Genomic DNA, 19,444 nt, shown 5'->3' with positions numbered 1-19,444 from the left:
ATTCAGCATCTGCCCGTTGACGTGATCTTCAGGAGCGCTTGTATGGCCGTGCAGGATTCCCTCGACTTCGTGGCCAGCCTGCCCCGGCTGAGCCGGCCGGACGGCAGCCGGATCCGCGCCTTGGTCGTCGACGATGAACCGCAGCTGTCCGACCTGGTCCGCATGGGCCTGCAGCTGGCCGGCTGGGAAGTCGCGGTGGCCGACGACGGTCCTTCGGCCGTGCGGCTGGCCCGGGACACGCGGCCGGACGTGCTGGTCCTGGACGTCATGATTCCGGGATTCGACGGGCTGGACGCCCTGAACCGGATCCGGACCTTCGCGCCGGAGGTGCCCGCCCTGTTCCTGACCGCCAAGGACGCGGTGTCCGACCGGATCAGCGGCCTGGCCGCCGGCGGCGACGACTACGTCACCAAGCCGTTCAGCATGGAGGAGCTGCTGCTGCGGCTCTGCCGGCTGGTGCAGCGTTCCGGTGCGGCTGCGGCGCGGACGGTCGAGCTGGTGGTCGGGGACCTGGTGATGAACCTGGACACCCGGGAAGTCACGCGGGGCGGCGAAGAAGTCCAGCTGACCACCACGGAGTTCGACCTGCTGCACTACCTGATGGACAATCCGCGGACCGTCCTGAGCAAGGGCCAGATCCTGGACCAGGTCTGGAACTACGATTTCGGCGGCCACAACAACATCGTCGAGCTCTACATCTCGTACCTGCGCAAGAAGATCGACGCCGGACGCCCGCCGATGATCCATACCCTCCGCGGCGCCGGCTACGTTCTCAAGCCGGCCGCTGCCTAGCCGTCCCGCCACTCGGCCTCCGCGAACCATTCGTCGTCGTCGCTGTCGGAGCTGTTGCCGGCGTCGGCCGAGGTCTGGTCGTTCCAGTCATCGTGCTCCTCCTGCCATTCCTGCCAGTCTTCCTCGTCGTCAGTGGTTGCGGTGTTGCTATGTGTGCCGCTGCCACTGCCACTGCCACTGCCACTGCCACTGTCGTGGTCCTGGTCCTGCCCGCCGTCGCAGTCGTCCCCGGGTGCGGTGGAGGGCGATGGCGTGGCGGAGGGGGCGGGCACAGATGACGCGTTGTCCGCGGAGGCGGGCGAGACACCTCCCGTGAGGGTCTCGAGATCGGCGCGCAGCTGCGCCAGCGCTGCCTCGGCCTGGAGCCACTGCTGCCGGGGCAGCTCTCCGGTGGCACCCGCGTCGCGGACGTCGTCGGTCAGGGAATCGATCTCCGCGAGCGCGCCGGCATAGTCCTTGTTCCTGGCCAGCTGCATGGCGGTCTGGGCTCGTTCCTGCAGCGAGCCGGCAGCAGCCTGCGGAACCTGAGCCTGTGGGGCCGAGCAGCCGGCCAGCAGCAGGGCAGCAACCGTGCCGCCGATGAGGGGCTTGGCGAAGGGCACGGAAATGTTCATGGGGCCAGGCTTTCTTCGAGCAGGGTCAGGTTGTCGTCAACGCGCTGGAGGACTGCGGAATCGGGCGCGGACCCCGCCGTGTCGGAGGAAAGAACGGCGGGAAGTACGGCGGGCAGGACCGCGACGGCGGCAAGCGCAGCGGCGGCGGCCCCGGCGAGGATGGCGGCACGCCTGCGCGGGAAGCGGCGCCGGCGGGCTGCCGGCGGCACGTCTTCGGGGAGGAGCAGTCCGCCGAGGCTGGCCGTCGGCGGGGCCGGCGCAACGGCCGTGGGCAGGAAGGCCCTGGTGGCGTTGGTGAGTTCTGCGGGCCGGAGGGCTGGAATCAGCGAAGCCCGATCGGGCAGCCGGACGCTTGGCGTTTGGTGTTGCCGGGCGTCGCGTGGCGGCCGCGCGGTGTCCGGAGCGCTGCCGACGGACCTGAGCGAGAAGGCGACTTCGGCGGCGGTGGGCCGTGGTCCTTCCTCCAAAGCCGTCATGGCTTGGAGAAGGTCCGCGACGTCCCCGGGAAGGTCCTCGGGGATCCGCGGCTGACGTGACAGCCGGGCCAGCGCCGAGTCGATGGGCGGTCCCTGGTACTCCGTCTCGCCGGTGAGGCACTGCAGCAGCACCAGCCCGAGCGAGTAGATATCAGACGGCGGGCCGGCCTCCAGCCCGCGGACCTGTTCGGGACTGAGGTAGGCGGCGGTGCCGACGGTCGGCTCCGGTATGGCCCGCGGCCGCCCGACGAGGGTGGCGATCCCGAAGTCGGCCAGCTTGGGCTGCGGGTCTTCGTCGTCGGAATACCTGGCCAGCAGGATATTGCTGGGTTTGACGTCGCGGTGGATGATTGCCCGGTCGTGGATGTAATGGAGGGTGGCGGCCAACCGGGCTCCGAGTCGCGCCGTCGTCTCCAGGCCCAGTGGTGCCGCCGCCAGCTGGAGCCGCAGGTCCACGCCCGCAACGAGCTCCATGACCATGTAGGACAGCTGGTGGCCGTCATGGCTGGCGATGCCTGCGTCGTAGAGGGCGACGAGGCCGGGATGGTTCAGCCGCGCCATGGTTTCGGTCTCCAGCCGCTGCGGGTCCAGCAGGCCGGGCTGGTGGAGATCCGGGTGGAAGACCTTGACGGCGACTTCCCGCCGAAGGACACGGTCCACGGCCCGGTAGACGGTTCCCATGCCGCCCCGGCCGATCATCGGACCCACTTGGTAGCGGTCGTTCAGCAGGCTGCCGCGGACCTCCGGGGCGGTCGTGCTCGGCATGGGTACCTCCTCTGGTAGCCGGAGAGGACCGGTCAGAAAATCCGGAATCCGGACGCCTTCAGGTTGTCGATAGCGTCCATCAGCATGGGCAGCCCCCAGGCGAAGAACAGGTAGGCGAACGTTGCGAGGAACAGGACCACGAGCAGCAGCAGCGCGAAGACGAACCGGGGCCGCCGGAATAGAGGACGGTACGGCTCGTCGTCCCGCCGTGCAGGGTTCGGATCGCTGTGTCCGGTGGTGCCGAAGAGGAAGGTATTGGGGGCTTTCTCAATGTGGTTTGTCATGCTTCCAAGGTGCGGCCCGGGCTTAAGCTGCCACTGTGGCGAAACTGTGAAGCTGCTGTGGAATCCGGCGTGCCTTACGCGGCGGGTCTAGGCTGCCGGGCGCGCCGAACGGTCCGCACCGCGACGAACGGTCCGCACCGCGCCGGCCGTCAGGTGCTCCAGCGGGCCGCGCCGGCTGGCCAGTTTGTAGGCGATGCCTGCGCCGGTAAAGACCACCATCTGGCTCCAGAACAGCGCTGCCTCGCCGACCTCCGCCCCGCTCGCGTAGACGGCCCCCATCACGAGGACGTGGGCGGTATAGAGGGACAGCGTCATCGAGCCCGGGCCGGCGAGCACCGGCAGCGGCCGGCTCCCGCCCCCGCGCGGACCGTCCCCGGTGCCCCCCAGCAGCAGGCACAGGCCCAGCACCAAGGCAGCACTGCCCATTGTGTTGAGCAGGTCCAGGCTGGTGCCGGAGTGCGGCGTGTCCAATGCCAGCCACCAGCCGGACGTGCCCTCGTCCACCTCGGAAAGGTCGATCAGCAGCCGGTGGTCCCAGGCCTGGAAGTACCAGGGGTCGATCTCTCCGGTGGCAAGCAGGGCCTTGGCGCCGCCCAGCACCTGCAGCAGGAAGGCGCTCGCCAGCTGCGCCGCGGCCACTGCGGCCGCCCCGGCGAGGACCAGCCAAAGCCGGATCCGCGGGGAGCCCAGGCCCAGGCGGCCCAGCAACATCCCGAGGAGCAAGTACCCCAGCCACTGGAAGGCAGGGTAGGTGCCGGTGAAAAACAGGGTGGACAGCAGCGCCACCGGATCCTGCGCGCTGGTCCAGTTCGGGTCGCCCGGCAGCACGACCAGGAACGGCGCGGCATAGAGCGCCTGGCGGGCCAGGTAGGCGATCGGCGGGGCCAGGACTATCCAGGCGGCGGTGAGGACGGCCAGCTTCCGGGGCTCCACGCGGATCAGCGGCAGGGCCAAAATGAACAGCAACGCATAGAAGACCAGGATGACGGCGATGTCCACTTCGACCTGGCCGAGCGTGAGGCCAACGGCCGCGATCACGCCGGCCCGGACCGCGATACCGCGCCGGTCGGCCGCGGCCTGTTCCCCCGAACGGCGGTGCCTCCCGCCGCTGGTCAGGGCCAGGCCGACGCCGGCCATCACGGCGAACAGGGCGGCGGCGCGCCCGGAGAAGACCGGGACCAGCCAGGAGACAGAGTCGGTTTCCGGAAGGTAGAAGCTGAAGACGTGGACGGCGATCATGCCGACGAGCGCCACGCCGCGGGCGGCATCGACGCCGGCAAGCCGGGGCTTGGCGGACACGGCGGTGGGCAGGGGTGCGCTGAGTGACATGCCCCCAGCCTTGGGGGCCCGCTTAAGCCCTCCTTAGGAAGAAGCTGTGCGCGCGCTGTGAACGATGGTGCCGGCGGCGCCATCCACGGTGATCGTGTCCCCGGTGGCGATCCGGAGGGTCGCATCGGGAACACCGACGACGGCGGGGATCCCGTACTCGCGCGCCACCACCGCTCCGTGCGACACGGGTCCGCCCATCTCCATCACCAGGGCCCCGGCGGTCAGGAAGAGCGGGGTCCAGCCCGGGTCCGTGGACGGGGCGACCAGGATCTCGCCCGGCTCCAGCCTCGCCCCGGCCGGATCCAGGATGACGCGGGCGGTTCCGGTCACCGTACCCGCGGAGGCCGGCGCCCCCACGAGGGTTCCCGGCGGAACCCGGCCCCCCGCCGTCGTTGAGGCCGCAGCGGCGATGGCGGCCTCCACGTCAGTGCCGTCGGAAAGGATCAGCCGCGGGATGTGCCGGCGGCGCATTTCGCGGGCATAGGTGCGGCGGCGTCCGGCCACGATGCCATGCAGGTCCGCCCCGCGCAGGCCCACCCGGGCCTCGGCGAGGTCGAGGAAGAAGACGTCTTCCGCGTCGGCAACCGCCCCGGCGGCGGTGAGCTCTTCCCCGACCTTCCGCAGCTGCGCGCGCAGGGCGGCGAGTGCGGTGACCAGCCGGAACTTCGGGTACTCGCGCATTCCGGCGCAGGCGCGCGCGCGGCGCAGTCCGTAGGCGACCAGCCGGCTGCGCACCGGACCCAGAGCCTCGGCGCGCAGGACCAGGTCGGCGACCTTGGCGTCCGCCTGCGCTGCGGCGCGCGCGAACTGGCGGTCCGGCGCCTGCCCGGAATCGTCCAGCCGCAGGTAGTTCGCGATGACGTTGATGATGTGCGACGGATCCTCCGACCAGCGCGGCACGCCGATGTCGATCTCGGCGACCGCGCGGTGCCCGTACACGGCCAGGAAGGCCGCGAGCCGGCGCTGCGCCTCCGCCGGAAGGCTGCCCTCCAGGTAGGCGCGGGCCAGCTCCGCCGGGGCCGCGGACCGGATGGCCGCGGCGGAGGCCGGGTCCCGGCCGATGGCGGTCGCGGCGTCCCAGAGCTTCAGGTCCATCTCGGTCGTGACGTTGTGCGGCAGCCCGCGCAGCACCTCCTGCACTTCGCCGCGTTCGACGAGTGTGCCCAGCAGCCAGCGGGCCGCACCCAGCCAGAGGTAGCCGGCCGCCGGCGGCGGCAGCAGCCGGAGCAGGCTCTCGGTGACCTCCCGGCTGAACATCCGTTCCACGAAGTCCAGCCGCTGAGCGGCGGTGGCCGGCTCGGCCAGCCGGAGCCGGGCGTCGAACTCCCGTTCCGCCGCCCGGGAACGTCGCAGCGCGGCAGCCGGCCGGAACAGGGCATGCAGCACGGACGGCAGCAGCACCAGCTGGGGCACGGACCGCAGCAACCCCGAGGGGGAGCGCGGGACGCGGCGCCTGGCCACGACGAAACGCGGGTCCTCCATGAGGTGCTCGAGCACGCCGACGGACCGGGCATCCGCGCCCTTCATCATCCGCGGGATCAGCCGCCGTCCCCCGGGGCTGCGCAGCACCGGGGTGATGTCCACGAAGAGCCGCAGGCCGACGCTGAGGTAGCGGAATGCGGGCGGCGGTCCGGACCCGCCGCCCGCCGGCTTCCAGGCCGCGGCGAGGGTCTCGAACGCACACAGCCCCATCGGCGTCAGCGGCCGCGTCAGGCCCTGCAGCAGGCTGGCGCAGAGGTAGGCACGAGTGGTCCCGTCCGCCTCCGGCAGCGGGTACAACGTCGTGATCGGCCGGGTCTGCACCAGCGCGAAGCGACCGGCGGGGGAGAGCGTCCATTCGAGGTCCTGGGGCGCCCCGAAGAGCTCCTGCGCGGCGCGGCCGAGCCCCACGAGCTCGCGTACCTGCGCGTCGCTGAGGCTCGGTTCGCTCCCGCCGGCCAGGGGCAGCTGTTCCGTGCCGCCGCCGGGCAGCGGCCGGACCTGCACCCGCTTGTCGCCTACGGTGCGCTTCAGGATCCGGCCGGTCGCCGTGTCCACGACGAACTGGTCCGGGTTGACGGCGCCGGAGACCACGGCCTCGCCCAGCCCGGGGCTCGCATCCACCACGGTCTGCCCACGGGCACCGGTGAGCGGGTTCGCGGTGAACATGACCCCGGAAACGGCGGCGTCCACCATGCGCTGGACAACGACGGCGAGGTGCACCTTCCGCTGGCCGATTCCGTTCGCCTCGCGGTAGGCCGTTGCCCGCCCGGTCCAGAGCGACGCCCAGCAGCCGCGCACGGCCTCGAGCAGCGCGTCCGCTCCGACGACGTTGAGGAAGGTGTCCTGCTGGCCCGCGAAGCTCGCCTCGGGCAGGTCCTCGGCGGTGGCCGAGGAACGCACGGCCACCGGCACGTCCTCGCCGAGCAGGACGTAGGCGCGGCGCAGTTCCCGTTCGATGCGTTCCGGCAGCGGTGCGGCGGACAGTCGGTCGCGCGCCTCCCGGGCCAGATGCTGCAGGCTCGCGGCGGCGGCCGCATCACCGGCCGTCCTGCCCGGTTCCCCGGCTGGACGCAGCGTCTCTGCGGCGGCGGATTCCATCGCGGCGAGCAGCCACTCGAGCCCCGCAGCCGCCGCCACCTGGCGGTAGGCCGCCGTCGTTAGGCAGAAACCATCCGGGACCGGGAGTCCCGCGGCGAGCATGACGCCGAGGTTGACCGCCTTGCCGCCGGCTTCGGCCAGCATGCCGGCGCCGACATCGCCCAGGGGAACCGTGATCCTGTCCATCGCCGGCCCCTCAGCTCTGCAGCGGCCCGGACCGGTGCGCCGGCCGATCTGAAGGCTGCGCTGGCTGCGCCGGCGGTGGCTCCGAATGCGGCCCGGACGCCCGGCGGGGCTCCAGCAGCACCCTGGCCACCTCGCGCACCCGCGGACGCTCATGGTCCTTACGGTCCGCCTCGCCCTTCTCCCACCGGATGGCCAGGCCGTTCCCGGTGTCTTCGAGGGTCGCCAGGTTGTTGTCGAACCAGGGACCCCGCAAACCCCGCCACGTGAACGGGGGCTCAGGCACCTTGATGGAGCGGGCCACCAACGCGCCGACGGGAGTGGCCACCCCGTAGGACATGACCGCGGTGAAGGAGCGCATCAGCCGGGGCAGCGGATTGCGGATCGGCGAGCAGACCGCCTGGACGATCCGGCTGCCGGCGGAGCGCTGGACCTCGGAGGCGTAGGAGTAGTGCACGTCCCCCGAAAGGAACGCGATGATCGCGGGAGCGGCGCCGCGCCGGCCGTCCGCGACTTCCTGCACCAGGCCGGCGACCTCGCGGAAGCTGTTCTGGAAGGCCGCCCAGTGCTCCAGGTCGATCGCCTGCCGCAGCCGTTCGCCGATCCAGGCGGCCCTGGGACCCCAGGCCCCTTCGCTCATCGCCTCGTTCCAGGACTCGACATGGTGCAGGCCGGGCGGGAGCAGGAAGGGCAGCGACGTGCCGATCAGCAGGTGGCGGAACCCGCCCCGCAGGCGTTCGTCCAGCCAGGCCAGCTCGTCCTCGTCTATCAGCGCCCGGTGCTCCGGGGCCAGCTCCCGGGCCGCGCGCGAGTCCACGACGATCAGCCGGGTGGAGCCGAAGTCCCGGCAGTAGCTCCAGCGGTAGCTGCGCGGCTCCTTGTCCGCCCTGTCGGCGAAGGCTTCGATGTCCTCGGTGAGGTCCAGCTCGCTGCTCCCGCCGTCGCCGTTCCCTGCCTGGTGCGCGGCGATCCGCTGCCAGAGGGGGTCCCGCGCGCGCTCCGCGGGGGAGAGATTGCCGAGGTGCTGGTAGACCCAGTAGGACGCCAGGCCGGCGACGATCCGTCCCTGCCACCAGGACGTCGACTCCATCTTCCGCTTCCAGCTCAGCGAGGCGTTCCAGTCGTCGCGCACGTCATGGTCGTCGAAGATCATCGCGCTGGGCATCGTGGAGAGCAGCCAGCGGTTGGCCTCATCCGAGTACGCCAGCCGGTACAGCTCCGCGTACTCTTCGTAGTCCTTCAGTTCCTTCCCGGGAGGCTCTTTGATGTCGCGGCGGGCCCGGATGAACTTCTGCATCTCCTTGGTGGTCGAATCCGCGTAGACCTGGTCGCCGAGGAAGAGCAGCAGGTCCGGCCGCCGGTGCTCCGGCTCGCGGGCCAGCCGGAGGGCGAAGGCCCGCAGCGAATCCACGCCGTGCGTGCGGTTGCCGGATTTTCCATGGTCCGTGCTGGTGCGGCAGGACCCGAAGGCCAGGCGCAGCCGCCCGCCCTCGGCCAGCGTGGGGATGACGGGCGGCGGGAAGGAAGAACCGGGTTCCGGCCAGGCCTGGAGCCCGTTGACTTCCAGGCTGTACGGGGTCGACGAGCCGGGGTCGAGGCCGTCGGCTTCCACCAGGGCATAGTGGTGCCCCCGCACGGTGAAGGTGCCGGCCTGCCAGCTCCGATCCCCGGCGCGGATCACCACCCGGGCGGCATCGCTCGTTTCCACCCAGATGCTCGCCGAGGTCGTATCGACATGCCTCATCATCGGTCCGAGGACCAGCGGGGCTTTCCCCATGCATCATTTGTACCCGCTGGGCAGGCAGTTCAACCAGCGTGGGGACGGAAAAAGCTACTGGCTCGGCGCCGGGGCGTCCTTGGGCGGCGCGGGCAGGTCCTTCACACCGCTGTCAGGTTTGCCGGGTGCGGGCAGGACGTCGTCTGCAGGAAGGGAGGGTACGACGTCGGAGGGCTGCGTTCCGCCGGCATCCTCCACCAGCTTTTTCGCGGTGTCACCGGCCTCGGCCGGAATGCTGCCGGGATCCTGGAGGGCGCCGTTGCCGGCCCGCTCCGGCTGCGGGGCAGGGGCCGGCTGGCTGTCGGAGCGGCCGGAGCCGGAGCCCGAGACGTCCCGGCCGGTTTCGCCAGCGCTACGGCTGCCGCCGGCATTGTCCTCCGACTCCCCGCCGGCACCGGCGGTTCCATGGCCCGCCGGGCCGGAATCGGTGCGGTTTCCGCTGGTTCCGAAGGCGGGCTGCTCCGGCGCATCTGCGTCCCCGGGATTTGCCTCGGTCGACGGCACTGCCTGCCGGCCGGCCTCCGACGGGTCGAAGAAGCCCACCACCTGTTCCACCGCGGTTCCGGCTGCGGCACGGAACCCGGGGCTCGCGGCGGCAACGCCGGAGACGCCCAGCCCCGTGGCGGCGACGACGGCCAGGCCCAGCGCCGCACCGCGCATCGTACGGCGGCGGCGGAGCGGAACGACCGGTGCCACGGGCGATGGTGTGGCCGAGGGCTCGGCCGAGGGCTCGCACGAGGGGTCGGCCGCGGGGCCCATGAAGGCCAGCAGTTCGGGGGAGGGAGCGGTCTGCATGGGTTCGTGGCCCGCTGCCCGGAGCGCCATCAGGGAGGCCTCGAGTGGAGACGTCTGCTCCAGGCCGGCATCCTCCAGCAGGTGGCGGACGTCGTCGTCGTTATGGCTCACTGCATGATTCATACCAGGGCCTCCTCCCGTTCAACGATCGATTTGAGTCTGAGCAGCGCACGGCGCTGCAGTTGCTTGATGGAGCCGGTGGTGCGGCCCATGATTTCGGCGACCTGCTCCAGCGACAGGTCGGCCACCACGCGGAGCAGCAGCACTTCCTGCTGCTCCGGTTTCAGCTGCTTGAGCTGCTGGCCGACGCCGGTTGCCTCCAGCGACTCCAGCGCGGCAGTTTCCGCCGAATCCACCGCACGGACATCCGTGTCGGGGTCGTAGCCGGAAACGTGCGGCTGGCGGGCACGCCGGCGTACGTCGTCGACATAGCGGGCGTGCGCCACGGAAAAGGTGAACGTGCGCAGGCCCTGGAAGCCGCCGTGGACGGAGCCGATCCGCGAGAACACTGTGAGGAAGACTTCCTGGGCGGCGCCTTCGTGGTCCTCGAGGCCGCGGACCTTGAGGTAGCCGTTGACCCCGGGCGCCAGGGCGGCATAGATCCGGCTGAAGGCAGCGGCGTCCCCGGACTGCGCGGCGGTCACCACGTCATCGGGAAGCGCTGGGCTCAAGACAGGTCCTTACATCTGTTCGGGCGGGCGCGGGCGGCATCAAGTGTAGCCGCCCGCGCCGGGCCCGGACGCGGAAGTTACTTTCCGGCGTTGGCGCTGCCGGAGACGGACACGCTGGTCTCGGCGCGCAGCTCGGCGGCGTCGGTGCGGGCATCGATCTTCGCCTGGGCGCCGGCACTGGCGGACTCGGGCAGCTCCGGAGCGGCCGGGATGGCCGGGGTCGCGGGGACGGCCGGCTCGCCGTCGGTGCCCGGAACGGCCGGGACAGCGGGAACGGCCGGGGTCACGTCGGCGCCCGCGCCGACCTCGGCGGCAGCTTCTTCGCCGGCCGTTTCTTCGGCGGCAGCCTCGGTCTCTGCGCCGGCTTCGGCCTCGACTTCAGCGCCTTCTTCGTCGGCCTCGACTTCGGCGGCGGCGTCGGCCTTGGCCTTGGCCTCGGTCTCGGCGGGGATTGCCGGAACGGCCGGAATGGCCTGCTCGGCGTCTTCGGCGGAAACGGCCGGGGTGGCGGGGACGGCCGGAGTCACGGCGCTTACGTTCTCTTCAGCGCCGGTCAGCGCCGGTGCGGCCACTGCTGCGCCGGCACCGCCGACGGCGATGATGGCGGCCAGCGCGGCGCCCTTGGCAGGCAGGCTCAGGGTACGGAAACGGTTGGTCATGGATCTCCTCAATCATTGGCGACGGCGGCGCCGCGGCTTCTGCCCGCGGCGTGCCCGTACACCCGACTAATCGAGGCGGCGAGGTGAAAGGTTACGGTTCTGTGATTATTTTTTTCCGGCCCGTCATTCGAAGAGGGAAGGGTCTCCCATGCCGCGCCGGACGATCTCCGCGTAGCCGTTCGAGAAGTCCACGACCGTGGTCGGCTCGGGCCCGCAGTCGCCCGAGTCCACGACGCCGTCCACCTGGTGCTCGAGCCGCTCCTTGATTTCCCAGCCCTGGGTGAGCGGCTCCTCCTGGTCCGGCAGCAGCAGCGTGCTCGACAGCAGCGGCTCCCCGAGCTCGTCCAGCAGGGCATGGACCACCTTGTGGTCGGGGATGCGTACGCCGACCGTCTTCTTTTTCGGGTGCAGCATCCGGCGCGGCACCTCCTTGGTCGCCGACAGGATGAAGGTGTAGGGCCCCGGGGTCGCGGCCTTGATGCTGCGGAACACGTTGTTGTCGATGTTCACGAACTGGCCCAGCTGGGCGAAGTCCTTGCAGACGAGCGTGAAGTGGTGCTTGCTGTCGAGCTGCCGGATCAGGCGGATCCGGTCCAGTGCCTCGCGGTTGCCCGGCAGCGCCCCCAGCGCGTAGCAGGAGTCCGTCGGGTAGGCGATCAGCCCGCCGGAGCGCAGCAGATCGACAACCTGCCCGATCGTCCGTGGCTGGGGGTCCTGCGGGTGAACGTCGAAGTATCTGGCCATGTCGAAAGCCTAGGGCCGGACCGCCGAAACGTGAACCTCGGGCCCGCCGCCTAGGCGAAGCGGAAGTCCGGCAGGGGAAGGATCTGCCAGGCGCCGGCGTCGATTTCATTCCCCGGCTCGCAGCGCAAGGTGGCGTCGGCGCGCAACTGGCTGGCGGCGTCGTCCGCGTTGGCCGCGGGACGCGCCAAGGTGTGCACCAGTTCCCAGTTCCCGGCGAGCAGTTCCGGGTTGTCCAGTGCTTCGGCCAACTGCTCGGCGAGGAGGCCCGGCTGCCCGCGGTAGATGCGCAGGGGCGGCGCGATGGCTCCGGGCAGCTGCTTCTGGAAGACGGCGAAATGCTCTCCGTGGGTAGTCAATGGACGCTCCTGACGTGCCGATGAAATATTCTCCAAGCTACTTCGGTTGTCGCCCCCGTGACTACATCGCAGAGAACCATGACCGAGTCCCCCCTCCTGACCTTCCACGACGGCCGGACCATCCCGCAGCTTGGCTACGGTGTCTGGCAGGTCGAGGACGAGGTGGCGGAGAAAGTCGTCGGAGAGGCCTTCCGCGCCGGCTATCGCCATATCGACACTGCACGCATCTACGGCAACGAAGAGGGCGTGGGAAGGGCCATCGCCTCGTCCGGGCTGGACCGCAGCGAGCTGTTCATCACCACGAAGCTCTGGAACGCGGACCAAGGCTACGAGAGCACGCTGCGGGCCTTCGACGCATCCATGGAGCGGCTGGGCCTGGAAACCCTCGACCTCTACCTGATCCACTGGCTGCAGCCGAAGCAGGGCAAGTACGTGGACACCTGGAAGGCCCTCATCGAGCTTCAGCGGCGGGGCCGCGTAAAGAGCATCGGTGTCTCCAACTTCACGTCAGGCGCCCTTGACGAGATCATCGCCGAGACCGGCGTCGTTCCGGTCATCAACCAGGTCGAGACGCATCCCTACTTCAACCAGGCGGAACTGCGCGCCTTCGAGGCGGACAAGGGCATCCTGCACCAGGCCTGGTCGCCGCTTGGCCAGGGCCAGGGCCTGCTGGAAGACGCCACGCTGCGTGCCATCGCGGACCGCCGCGGCGCGACCGTTGCACAGGTCGTCATCGCCTGGCATTTGGCGCTCGGCAACGTCGTGATCCCGAAGACCGTCACGGCGGCCAGGATCGCCGAGAACTTCGGCGCACTGGACGTGGTGCTGGAGGACGAGGATATCGCCGCCATCGACGCGCTCGACAAGGGTGCCGCAGGGCGCATCGGAGCGGACCCGGCCACGGCGGACTTCGCTTAGGCCGTAGGCGCCGACAGCGGGGAGCCGCCACCGGCGGCTCCCCGCTGTGACGTCAGGCCCTCCCGGTATGGCCGTGTCCTTAGAGCAGGGCCCGCTGCAGCCTTCCGCTGCGCGCGCGGAAGGCCAAGTAGCGGGGGTCGTCCGGGCCGATGAGTCGCCGCAATCCGGCCAGGGCTTCCACATCGGCCGAGCCCATGTCCGAGGAAAGCCACGCGGTGATGGCCTCCACGGAACCGCTCGCCCTGACGGAATCGGCCACTGCCACATCGAGTTCGTGGCGCAGTTCCTCGACCGCCAGCGCGGCGGAGCGGCTCACCAAGGGAGCCCTGTAGCTTTCGACAGCCAGGCCGACCTCGCCGCCGGCCAGCAGGTGCCGGACACGGCAGGCGTCGGAGGCGCCCGCCAGACCCGGCGCCAGGCGGTAGGGGTTCGATTCGATGACCGGGCCAAGTGCGGCACGAATGCGGTGCATCTCGATCCTGATGGTCGCTGCAGTCCCGGAGTCGCCGTAGAGCGCAAGGGCCAGCTCGTCCGCGCTCCAGCCCTGGCGCCGCGATTCCAGCAGCGCAAGGATTTCCGCCCGGCGCAGGGTCAGCGGCACGCGCCGGCCATCTCCGAAGACAGCAGCGGGCTGATCGCCCAGCAGCTCCAGCGCATCGACCCCGGCGTGCCCCCGAGCCCGAACGGAAGGCATGGCGGGAACGGAGGCCCGGACGGCGTCGTCGTCCTTGGCCGGTATCTTGAGGGCCTCCCTGGCGAGCAGTTCTTCGGCGACCCGGACGCCGCAGCGCACCATCCGCAGGCTGTCGGTGGTCAGGGTTTCCAGCGGTCCCGATACGTCCAGCACCCCCAGCAGCCGGCCGGTCCCGGGTTCCCTGATGGGTGCGGCCGTGCATGCCCAATCGTGGTGGGTCCGGACCAGGTGCTCGGCGGAGAAGAGCTGGACCGGATTGCCCGTCGTGAGCGCCTCGCTGATGGCGTTGGTGCCGATGCCGGCTTCGGACCAGTCGGCCCCTTCGACGAACTCCAGCGAATCTGCCTTGCGGAGCACGCTTCGCCCGCCGATCCTCCACAGGACCTCGCCCTGCGCGTCCGTGATGATCAGCAGGTGGCGCCCCTCCGGCCCCTCGTCCGCAAGCAGGTCGGCCAGGGCCGGGACGGCGGCCTGGAGCGGGTGCGTGCGCCGCAGCTCCGCCACGGCCCGCGGCTCGTGCAGGTGCCGGGGGCTGTGCTGGTCCGGACTGATGCCCATGGCCATGGAACGGCGCCACGAAGCCACGAGGCCGGTAGGGATTTCCGGCCGGGACGACCCGCTGATGACCTGTTCGTGGGCGGCGCGCAGCAGCCGGTCGTACTCCGACGGCGACGTGAACCGCAGAGCGGATTCCGGCGCCGCCGGCCGTGCTGCGGCGGACCCGCCGTTTCCGTGCCGGATGCCAGGCACTGGCGCTCCCTTCCCCGTACCCGCGGCCAAGCTGCGCCGCATGCAACGCCGCTGCAACCCCCGCTGCCCTTGAATGGTGACGTCGATCACGTCCCGCAACAGCATACGTGCACTGGCCCCGCTGCTGCGAGCCCGACCGGCCCGATCTAATGACAAGGAGTGGATATGGCGGAATCACCGAACGCCGTCGCCCAGGCATGGCTGAGCGACCTCGACGAGGCCCTGCAGGCGGGGAACATCGATGGCGCACTCGAACTCTTCGACGAGGAGTGCTACTGGCGGGACTTCGTCGCCTTCACCTGGAACCTGAAGACCCTGGAAGGCAAGGACGACATCAGGCGGATGCTCGAGGCCCGGCTGGCGGACGTGCGTCCTTCCGGCTGGAAGCTGGCCGAAGATGCCGGCGGGGACGAAGCGGCCACGGAAGCGTGGGTCGATTTCGAGACGGACGCCGCCCGGGGATGGGCCCACCTGCGGCTGCGGAACGGCAAGTGCTGGACGCTCCTGACCACGATGCAGGAGCTCAAGGGCTTCGAGGAGAAGAAGGGGCCGAACCGAGAACAGGGCGTGGCCCATCGGATCACCAAGGGCCGCAAGTCATGGCTGGAGCTCAAGGAGGAGCACGAGGCCCGGCTGGGTTACGAGGAGCAGCCCTACTGCGTCATCATCGGCGGGGGACAGGGCGGCATCGGCTTGGCCGCCCGCCTGCGGCGCCTGGGCGTGCCGACCATCGTGGTGGAAAAGAACCAGCGCGCGGGGGACTCGTGGCGCAACCGGTACAAGTCCCTGCACCTGCACGACCCGGTCTGGTACGACCACCTGCCCTACCTGAAGTTCCCGGACGATTGGCCGGTCTTCGCCGCCAAGGACAAGATCGGCGACTGGCTCGAGCACTACACCCGGATCATGGAGCTCAACTACTGGTCCGGGACCGAGTGCACCAAGGCCCGGTTCGACGAGGCGGCCGGCGAATGGGTGGTGGACGTGGTCCGCGAGGGCAAGCCCGTCACCCTGCGGCCCAAGCAGCTCGTGTTCGCGCTCGGTGTCTCCGGCTACCCCAACATCCCTGCGTTCGACGGAGCCGACTCCTTCCTCGGCCAGCAGCACCACTCGTCGCAGCACCCCGGCGGCGGTGACTGGACGGGCAAGAAGGCCGTAGTCATCGGCTCCAATAATTCGGCCCACGACATCTGCGCCGATCTGTGGGAGCACGGCGCGGACGTGACGATGGTCCAGCGTTCCTCGACCCATATCTCGCGGAGCGAGTCGCTGATGGACCTCGCGCTCGGAGACCTGTATTCCGAGCGGGCGCTGGCCAACGGCATCACCACGGAGAAGGCCGACATGCTCTTCGCCTCGCTGCCGTACCGGATCCTGCCGGAGGCACAGATTCCGGTGTACCGGCAGATGGCGGAGCGTGATGCCGGGTTCTACGCGCAGCTGGCCGACGCCGGCTTCCAGCTGGACTTCGGCGTGGACGGGTCCGGCCTGTTCCTGAAGTACCTGAGGCGGGGCTCCGGCTACTACATCGACGTGGGCGCCTCCCAGCTGATCATCGACGGCCGGGTCAAGCTGGCCGCCGGGCAGGTCGACAAGATCACCGGCAACGCCGTGGTGCTGGACGACGGCACCGAGCTCGAGGCCGATTTGATCGTCTACGCCACCGGCTACGGCTCGATGAACGGCTGGCTCGCGGACCTGGTCTCGCCCGAGGTGGCGGACCGCGTCGGCAAGTGCTGGGGCTACGGTTCGGACACCCCCAAGGACCCGGGTCCGTGGGAAGGGGAGCTGCGCAACATGTGGAAGCCCACCAACGTGGAGAACCTCTGGATCCACGGCGGCAACCTGCACCAGAGCCGGCACTACTCCAACTACCTGGCGCTCCAGCTCAAGGCGAGGATGGAAGGCCTGCCGACACCGGTCTACGAGCTGCAGGAATCGCACCACACCCGCTGACAGGAAGGCGGAAACGGCGACGGCGGTGCCTCCCCGGGCAGGGGAGGCACCGCCGCCGCCGGCAGCTGGAGCTGTCTGTCAGTACGCCTTGACGCGCTGGTCCACGATCAGGTGGATCAGGGCGAAGGTCTTGTCCTCGTCGATGGCCTTCAGGGCGGCGTGGACGGCGGCTGGGACGTCGGCATCCTGCTCGACGCGGACGCCGAAGCCGCCGAAGGCCTGCGCCATCAGGGCGAAGTCCGGGTTCTTCAGCTGGGTGCCGGAGATCCGCTCGGGGTAGTGGCGCTCCTGGTGGGTGCGGATCGTGCCGTATTCCTGGTTGTCCATGACGATGACCAGCGGGGTGGCTCCGTACTGGGCTGCGGTGGCCAGCTCCTGGCCGTTCATGAGGAACTCGCCGTCACCAGCGATGGTCACGACGCGGCGGCCGGGATTGGCCAGCGAGGCGGCCACGGCGGAGGGGATGGAGTAGCCCATGGAGCCGTTGCGGGCACTGATCATTGAGGCGTAGCGCTCGGTGGGGAAGTAGCGGTGGGCCCAGTTGGTGTGCTCGCCGGCGCCCAGGGTGATCACGGCGTCCTCGGGCAGGGTGGGCACGAGGTTGGCGATCAGGGTATCCATCCTGGCCTGTCCCGCGGAGGGCTCGGCCGGCGGCAGGGCGGCGAACTTCTCCTGCTCGGCGCGCATCCGCTGGGTCCAGGCCTTCCATTCCTCCTTGACCGGCATGTCCATCATGACCAGGTCGCGGACAAACACGTCCGGCTTGGCGACGATCTGCCAGGAGACGGGGCCGGAGCGGCCGCGCAGGGACGGGTCGATGGTGACCAGGAAGTTCTTTTTGTCCCAGTCCTGCCGGACCAGGAAGCCGTCGGTGATGACGTCGCCCGGGACGGTGCCGACGAAGACCAGCAGGTCCGTCTCTTCGAGCAGGTCGTAGGTGGGCTTGGGCCGGCCGTAGCCGATCGGCCCGACGTAGGACGGGGAGCTGAACGGGATGTTGCCCTCGCAGCGCCATTCGGCGGCGGCGGGGATGTTGTGCTCCTCGAGCCACTGGGTCAACAGGGTCGCGCCCTCCTGGGTCCAGTCGTTGCCGCCGGTAACGAAGAGGGGCTTCCTGGACTCTTCCAGCGCGGCCTTCAGGGCCTTCCAGTCGGTAACGCTCATGCCGCCCGGGGCGACGGGGATCGCCGGGTGCAGGGTGGCGTCGACCTGTTCGCGGATGATGTCCTCGGGCAGGCCGACGACGACGGGACCGGGACGGCCGCTCATGGCCGCGAACATCGCCTCGGCGACGATCTCGGAGGCGCGCTCGGGGTGGTCGAGGACCATCACGCGCTTGGCGCCGGTGTCGAACCAGCCCTTGATGTCGAACTCCTGGAAGGCCTCGCGGTCGCGGTGCTCGAACGGGATCAGGCCCACGAAGAGCACCATCGGCGTCGAGTCCTGCCAGGCGGTGTGCAGGCCGACGTGCGCGTTGGCCGCACCCGGGCCGCGGGTGACCATGGCAATGCCGGGCAGCTGGTTCATCTTGCCGTCGGCCTCGGCCATGTAGGCGGCGCCGCCTTCATGCCGGCAGACAACCGTCTCGATCGGGGACTCGTGCAGGCCGTCCAGCACGTCCAGGAAGCTTTCGCCCGGGACCACGTAGGTCCGCTTGACGCCGTGCGCCAGGAGCGTGTCGACAATGACATGCCCGGCCGATTTCATCGCCGTGCCGGACGCCGGCAAGGCCTGGGCCTGCTCCGCTGCGGTCTGCGTCATTCTGCTGTCCTTCTTTCCCCGTTGAACCAAAGTACTTTTTTGGGACGCGTCAATGTGCGGATGCATGATCAGCGTTCGCCCCGGTTGAGCAAAAGGTACAGCAATAGGCCGAACAAGCGCCGAGCGGCAGGACACAGTGCAGTAATGATTGTGAGCGGCGCCATACTACCCGCGGGTATCCCCGTCGACGGCGGATTCCCGCAGTTCGCGGCGGCTGCCTTACCTTTCCAGCCGGAAACCCTCGGCCAGAGCGATCCTCCGGCCTCTGATGCCGGTGGGCACGATCTCGACGTAGGTGGTCTTCGTCGTCGCTGTCCACGGGTGCAGCGGCAGGGCTTCCGCGGCCGCCAGCTCCGCCTGCGTCTGCAGGATGCGGGCGGTGCCCTTCACGACGACGGACCAGAGTGAATGCAGCGACCGGCCGTCCGCTTCGAGCGCCACGCTGCTGTTCACCGTGGCGGCGGCGAGCTTGGTGCCCTGCGCCGTGCGGATGAGGAGGCGCCGGTCGTGCGCCAGGAAGTTGACGGGATACAGCTCCGGGCGGTCCCTGACACTGACCGCGAGCCGCCCAAGCATCGTGCCGATCAGCAGGTCCCAGCATTCCTCCTGGTCCAGCTCCAGCACGGGATTCTCCGGCCCGGGGAGCGGCGGCGGGGGCGCCCCCGGTGCGGGGTGGTGGAGCTTCGGTTCCGTGACGCCGGCCATGAACGGCCGGCGGTGCGGGCTCGTCGGATGCTGCTCGGACATGCCGGCTCCTTGCTGGGGTCCTCGGTCAGTAGCGTTCTTCGGGTCCGACCGCGATGCGCCGGCCGGTGATCTTTGCGGGGCTGAGTTCCAGGAAGGCGCTGTCCGGGGCGAGGATCCAGGCCCGCAAGCGGCGTTGCCGCACGGTCTCCAGGTCCTCGGGCCGGTCGAGCTCCCTGATGGTGCCCTTGGCCATCACGCTCCACACGGTACCGGCTTCACGCCCGTCCCCTTCCAGTACGACGTGCTGGCTGGAGCGGCCGACGGCGGCGCGCACGTCCTGCGGGCCGTGCACCAGGAAGGTGTCCCCGTGGGTCCAGAAGTTGACCGGGAAGATGTCCGGCTCGTTGCGGTGGCTGAGGGCCAGCCGGCCCAGCTGCGCGCCCGCCAGCAGTTCCCGGCATTCGGCCTCCGTAAGGACCTGCACGGGGTGCTCGGCATCCGGAAGCCGCGGGAGGTCGTTCATGCGGCCACTCTGCCACGGAACTTGGCCGGCTGGTAGGGCGGGGCTGCCCGGCGAGGATCGCGAAACCTAGGTAATCCCATCCAGCGGAAGGGGAAGCTGGGCCGCCCATGTGACGCACGCTACACTTTTG

General features: G+C 70.0%; 18 protein-coding genes. 3 read left to right on the top strand and 15 right to left on the bottom strand.

The features are described from left to right. The first annotated feature begins 42 nt into the window (after nt 1-42). Nucleotides 43-792, top strand: coding sequence for a response regulator transcription factor (locus tag AHIS1636_RS01365; RefSeq protein WP_264794006.1), 750 nt, complete (start codon nt 43-45; stop codon nt 790-792). Here AHIS1636_RS01365 and AHIS1636_RS01360 read toward each other — a convergent pair. From AHIS1636_RS01360 to AHIS1636_RS01310, 11 genes are all read right to left on the bottom strand, one after another. Further along, a complete protein-coding gene (locus AHIS1636_RS01360; protein ID WP_264794005.1) occupies nt 789-1,406 on the bottom strand; it encodes a hypothetical protein in 618 nt (205 codons plus the stop codon). The two genes, AHIS1636_RS01365 and AHIS1636_RS01360, sit on opposite strands and share 4 nt — an antisense overlap. Next, on the bottom strand, nt 1,403-2,647 hold the full coding sequence (locus AHIS1636_RS01355) for a serine/threonine-protein kinase (protein WP_264794004.1): 1,245 nt from the start codon (nt 2,645-2,647) through the stop codon (nt 1,403-1,405). The genes AHIS1636_RS01360 and AHIS1636_RS01355 overlap by 4 nt, the downstream gene beginning before the upstream one ends. Nucleotides 2,648-2,679: 32 nt before the next feature. Then, entirely contained in the window at nt 2,680-2,931 is a 252-nt protein-coding gene (locus AHIS1636_RS01350) for a hypothetical protein (RefSeq protein WP_264794003.1), read from the bottom strand. 87 nt (nt 2,932-3,018) lie between these two features. Next, nucleotides 3,019-4,260: a heparan-alpha-glucosaminide N-acetyltransferase domain-containing protein gene (locus AHIS1636_RS01345; RefSeq protein WP_264794002.1), complete on the bottom strand. Its 1,242-nt coding sequence runs from the start codon at nt 4,258-4,260 to the stop codon at nt 3,019-3,021. Between the two features lie 33 nt (nt 4,261-4,293). Next, nucleotides 4,294-7,026, bottom strand: a complete 2,733-nt coding sequence (locus AHIS1636_RS01340; protein WP_264794001.1) for a PEP/pyruvate-binding domain-containing protein — start codon at nt 7,024-7,026, stop codon at nt 4,294-4,296. A 10-nt stretch (nt 7,027-7,036) separates the two neighbouring features. Beyond that, nucleotides 7,037-8,800, bottom strand: a complete 1,764-nt coding sequence (locus AHIS1636_RS01335) for an alkaline phosphatase D family protein (protein ID WP_264794000.1) — start codon at nt 8,798-8,800, stop codon at nt 7,037-7,039. Between the two features lie 54 nt (nt 8,801-8,854). After that, nucleotides 8,855-9,718 (bottom strand): hypothetical protein, encoded by an 864-nt coding sequence (locus AHIS1636_RS01330; RefSeq protein WP_264793999.1) that lies wholly within the window; start codon nt 9,716-9,718, stop codon nt 8,855-8,857. Further along, nucleotides 9,715-10,266: an RNA polymerase sigma factor gene (locus tag AHIS1636_RS01325; RefSeq protein WP_264793998.1), complete on the bottom strand. Its 552-nt coding sequence runs from the start codon at nt 10,264-10,266 to the stop codon at nt 9,715-9,717. Before AHIS1636_RS01325 ends, AHIS1636_RS01330 begins: the two co-directional genes overlap by 4 nt. A gap of 77 nt (nt 10,267-10,343) precedes the next feature. Beyond that, on the bottom strand, nt 10,344-10,925 hold the full coding sequence (locus AHIS1636_RS01320; protein ID WP_264793997.1) for a hypothetical protein: 582 nt from the start codon (nt 10,923-10,925) through the stop codon (nt 10,344-10,346). A 123-nt stretch (nt 10,926-11,048) separates the two neighbouring features. Further along, complete coding sequence (locus AHIS1636_RS01315) at nt 11,049-11,669, bottom strand: L-threonylcarbamoyladenylate synthase (protein WP_264793996.1); 621 nt, start codon at nt 11,667-11,669, stop codon at nt 11,049-11,051. A 50-nt stretch (nt 11,670-11,719) separates the two neighbouring features. After that, a complete protein-coding gene (locus tag AHIS1636_RS01310; protein ID WP_264793995.1) occupies nt 11,720-12,025 on the bottom strand; it encodes a hypothetical protein in 306 nt (101 codons plus the stop codon). Nucleotides 12,026-12,103: 78 nt separating this feature from the next. Between AHIS1636_RS01310 and AHIS1636_RS01305 the strand changes: the two genes are divergently transcribed. After that, nucleotides 12,104-12,943, top strand: a complete 840-nt coding sequence (locus AHIS1636_RS01305) for an aldo/keto reductase (protein WP_264793994.1) — start codon at nt 12,104-12,106, stop codon at nt 12,941-12,943. Between the two features lie 79 nt (nt 12,944-13,022). Here the strand turns inward: AHIS1636_RS01305 and AHIS1636_RS01300 are convergent, their stop codons facing one another. Beyond that, the gene (locus tag AHIS1636_RS01300) at nt 13,023-14,387 is read right to left on the bottom strand and encodes a GAF domain-containing protein (protein WP_309298547.1); all 1,365 of its coding nucleotides are present in this window, start codon (nt 14,385-14,387) and stop codon (nt 13,023-13,025) included. A gap of 165 nt (nt 14,388-14,552) precedes the next feature. On the opposite strand from AHIS1636_RS01300, the gene AHIS1636_RS01295 reads away from it, so the two are divergent. Then, complete coding sequence (locus AHIS1636_RS01295; RefSeq protein ID WP_264793993.1) at nt 14,553-16,343, top strand: NAD(P)/FAD-dependent oxidoreductase; 1,791 nt, start codon at nt 14,553-14,555, stop codon at nt 16,341-16,343. 78 nt (nt 16,344-16,421) lie between these two features. Here the strand turns inward: AHIS1636_RS01295 and AHIS1636_RS01290 are convergent, their stop codons facing one another. The 3 genes from AHIS1636_RS01290 to AHIS1636_RS01280 form a co-directional block, all read right to left on the bottom strand. After that, complete coding sequence (locus AHIS1636_RS01290) at nt 16,422-18,104, bottom strand: thiamine pyrophosphate-dependent enzyme (protein ID WP_264793992.1); 1,683 nt, start codon at nt 18,102-18,104, stop codon at nt 16,422-16,424. A gap of 219 nt (nt 18,105-18,323) precedes the next feature. Then, nucleotides 18,324-18,851, bottom strand: coding sequence for a pyridoxamine 5'-phosphate oxidase family protein (locus AHIS1636_RS01285; RefSeq protein WP_264793991.1), 528 nt, complete (start codon nt 18,849-18,851; stop codon nt 18,324-18,326). A gap of 25 nt (nt 18,852-18,876) precedes the next feature. Then, a complete protein-coding gene (locus tag AHIS1636_RS01280) occupies nt 18,877-19,314 on the bottom strand; it encodes a pyridoxamine 5'-phosphate oxidase family protein (RefSeq protein WP_264793990.1) in 438 nt (145 codons plus the stop codon). Nucleotides 19,315-19,444: the final 130 nt, after the last annotated feature.

Source organism: Arthrobacter mangrovi (assembly GCF_026011795.1).
In the GTDB taxonomy this organism is placed as follows: domain Bacteria; phylum Actinomycetota; class Actinomycetes; order Actinomycetales; family Micrococcaceae; genus Crystallibacter; species Crystallibacter mangrovi.
Note: the sequence above shows the minus strand (reverse complement) of the source record. Positions and strands in the feature narration are given on the sequence as shown.

Excerpts from the sequence above, each read along its gene's own strand:
- AHIS1636_RS01365 (WP_264794006.1), top strand. The coding sequence starts at position 43 with ATGGCCGTGCAGGATTCCCTCGACTTCGTGGCCAGCCTGCCCCGGCTG.
- AHIS1636_RS01360 (WP_264794005.1), bottom strand. The coding sequence starts at position 1,406 with ATGAACATTTCCGTGCCCTTCGCCAAGCCCCTCATCGGCGGCACGGTT.
- AHIS1636_RS01355 (WP_264794004.1), bottom strand. The coding sequence starts at position 2,647 with ATGCCGAGCACGACCGCCCCGGAGGTCCGCGGCAGCCTGCTGAACGAC.
- AHIS1636_RS01350 (WP_264794003.1), bottom strand. The coding sequence starts at position 2,931 with ATGACAAACCACATTGAGAAAGCCCCCAATACCTTCCTCTTCGGCACC.
- AHIS1636_RS01345 (WP_264794002.1), bottom strand. The coding sequence starts at position 4,260 with ATGTCACTCAGCGCACCCCTGCCCACCGCCGTGTCCGCCAAGCCCCGG.
- AHIS1636_RS01340 (WP_264794001.1), bottom strand. The coding sequence starts at position 7,026 with ATGGACAGGATCACGGTTCCCCTGGGCGATGTCGGCGCCGGCATGCTG.
- AHIS1636_RS01335 (WP_264794000.1), bottom strand. The coding sequence starts at position 8,800 with ATGGGGAAAGCCCCGCTGGTCCTCGGACCGATGATGAGGCATGTCGAT.
- AHIS1636_RS01330 (WP_264793999.1), bottom strand. The coding sequence starts at position 9,718 with ATGAATCATGCAGTGAGCCATAACGACGACGACGTCCGCCACCTGCTG.
- AHIS1636_RS01320 (WP_264793997.1), bottom strand. The coding sequence starts at position 10,925 with ATGACCAACCGTTTCCGTACCCTGAGCCTGCCTGCCAAGGGCGCCGCG.
- AHIS1636_RS01315 (WP_264793996.1), bottom strand. The coding sequence starts at position 11,669 with ATGGCCAGATACTTCGACGTTCACCCGCAGGACCCCCAGCCACGGACG.
- AHIS1636_RS01305 (WP_264793994.1), top strand. The coding sequence starts at position 12,104 with ATGACCGAGTCCCCCCTCCTGACCTTCCACGACGGCCGGACCATCCCG.
- AHIS1636_RS01295 (WP_264793993.1), top strand. The coding sequence starts at position 14,553 with ATGGCGGAATCACCGAACGCCGTCGCCCAGGCATGGCTGAGCGACCTC.
- AHIS1636_RS01290 (WP_264793992.1), bottom strand. The coding sequence starts at position 18,104 with ATGACGCAGACCGCAGCGGAGCAGGCCCAGGCCTTGCCGGCGTCCGGC.
- AHIS1636_RS01285 (WP_264793991.1), bottom strand. The coding sequence starts at position 18,851 with ATGTCCGAGCAGCATCCGACGAGCCCGCACCGCCGGCCGTTCATGGCC.
- AHIS1636_RS01280 (WP_264793990.1), bottom strand. The coding sequence starts at position 19,314 with ATGAACGACCTCCCGCGGCTTCCGGATGCCGAGCACCCCGTGCAGGTC.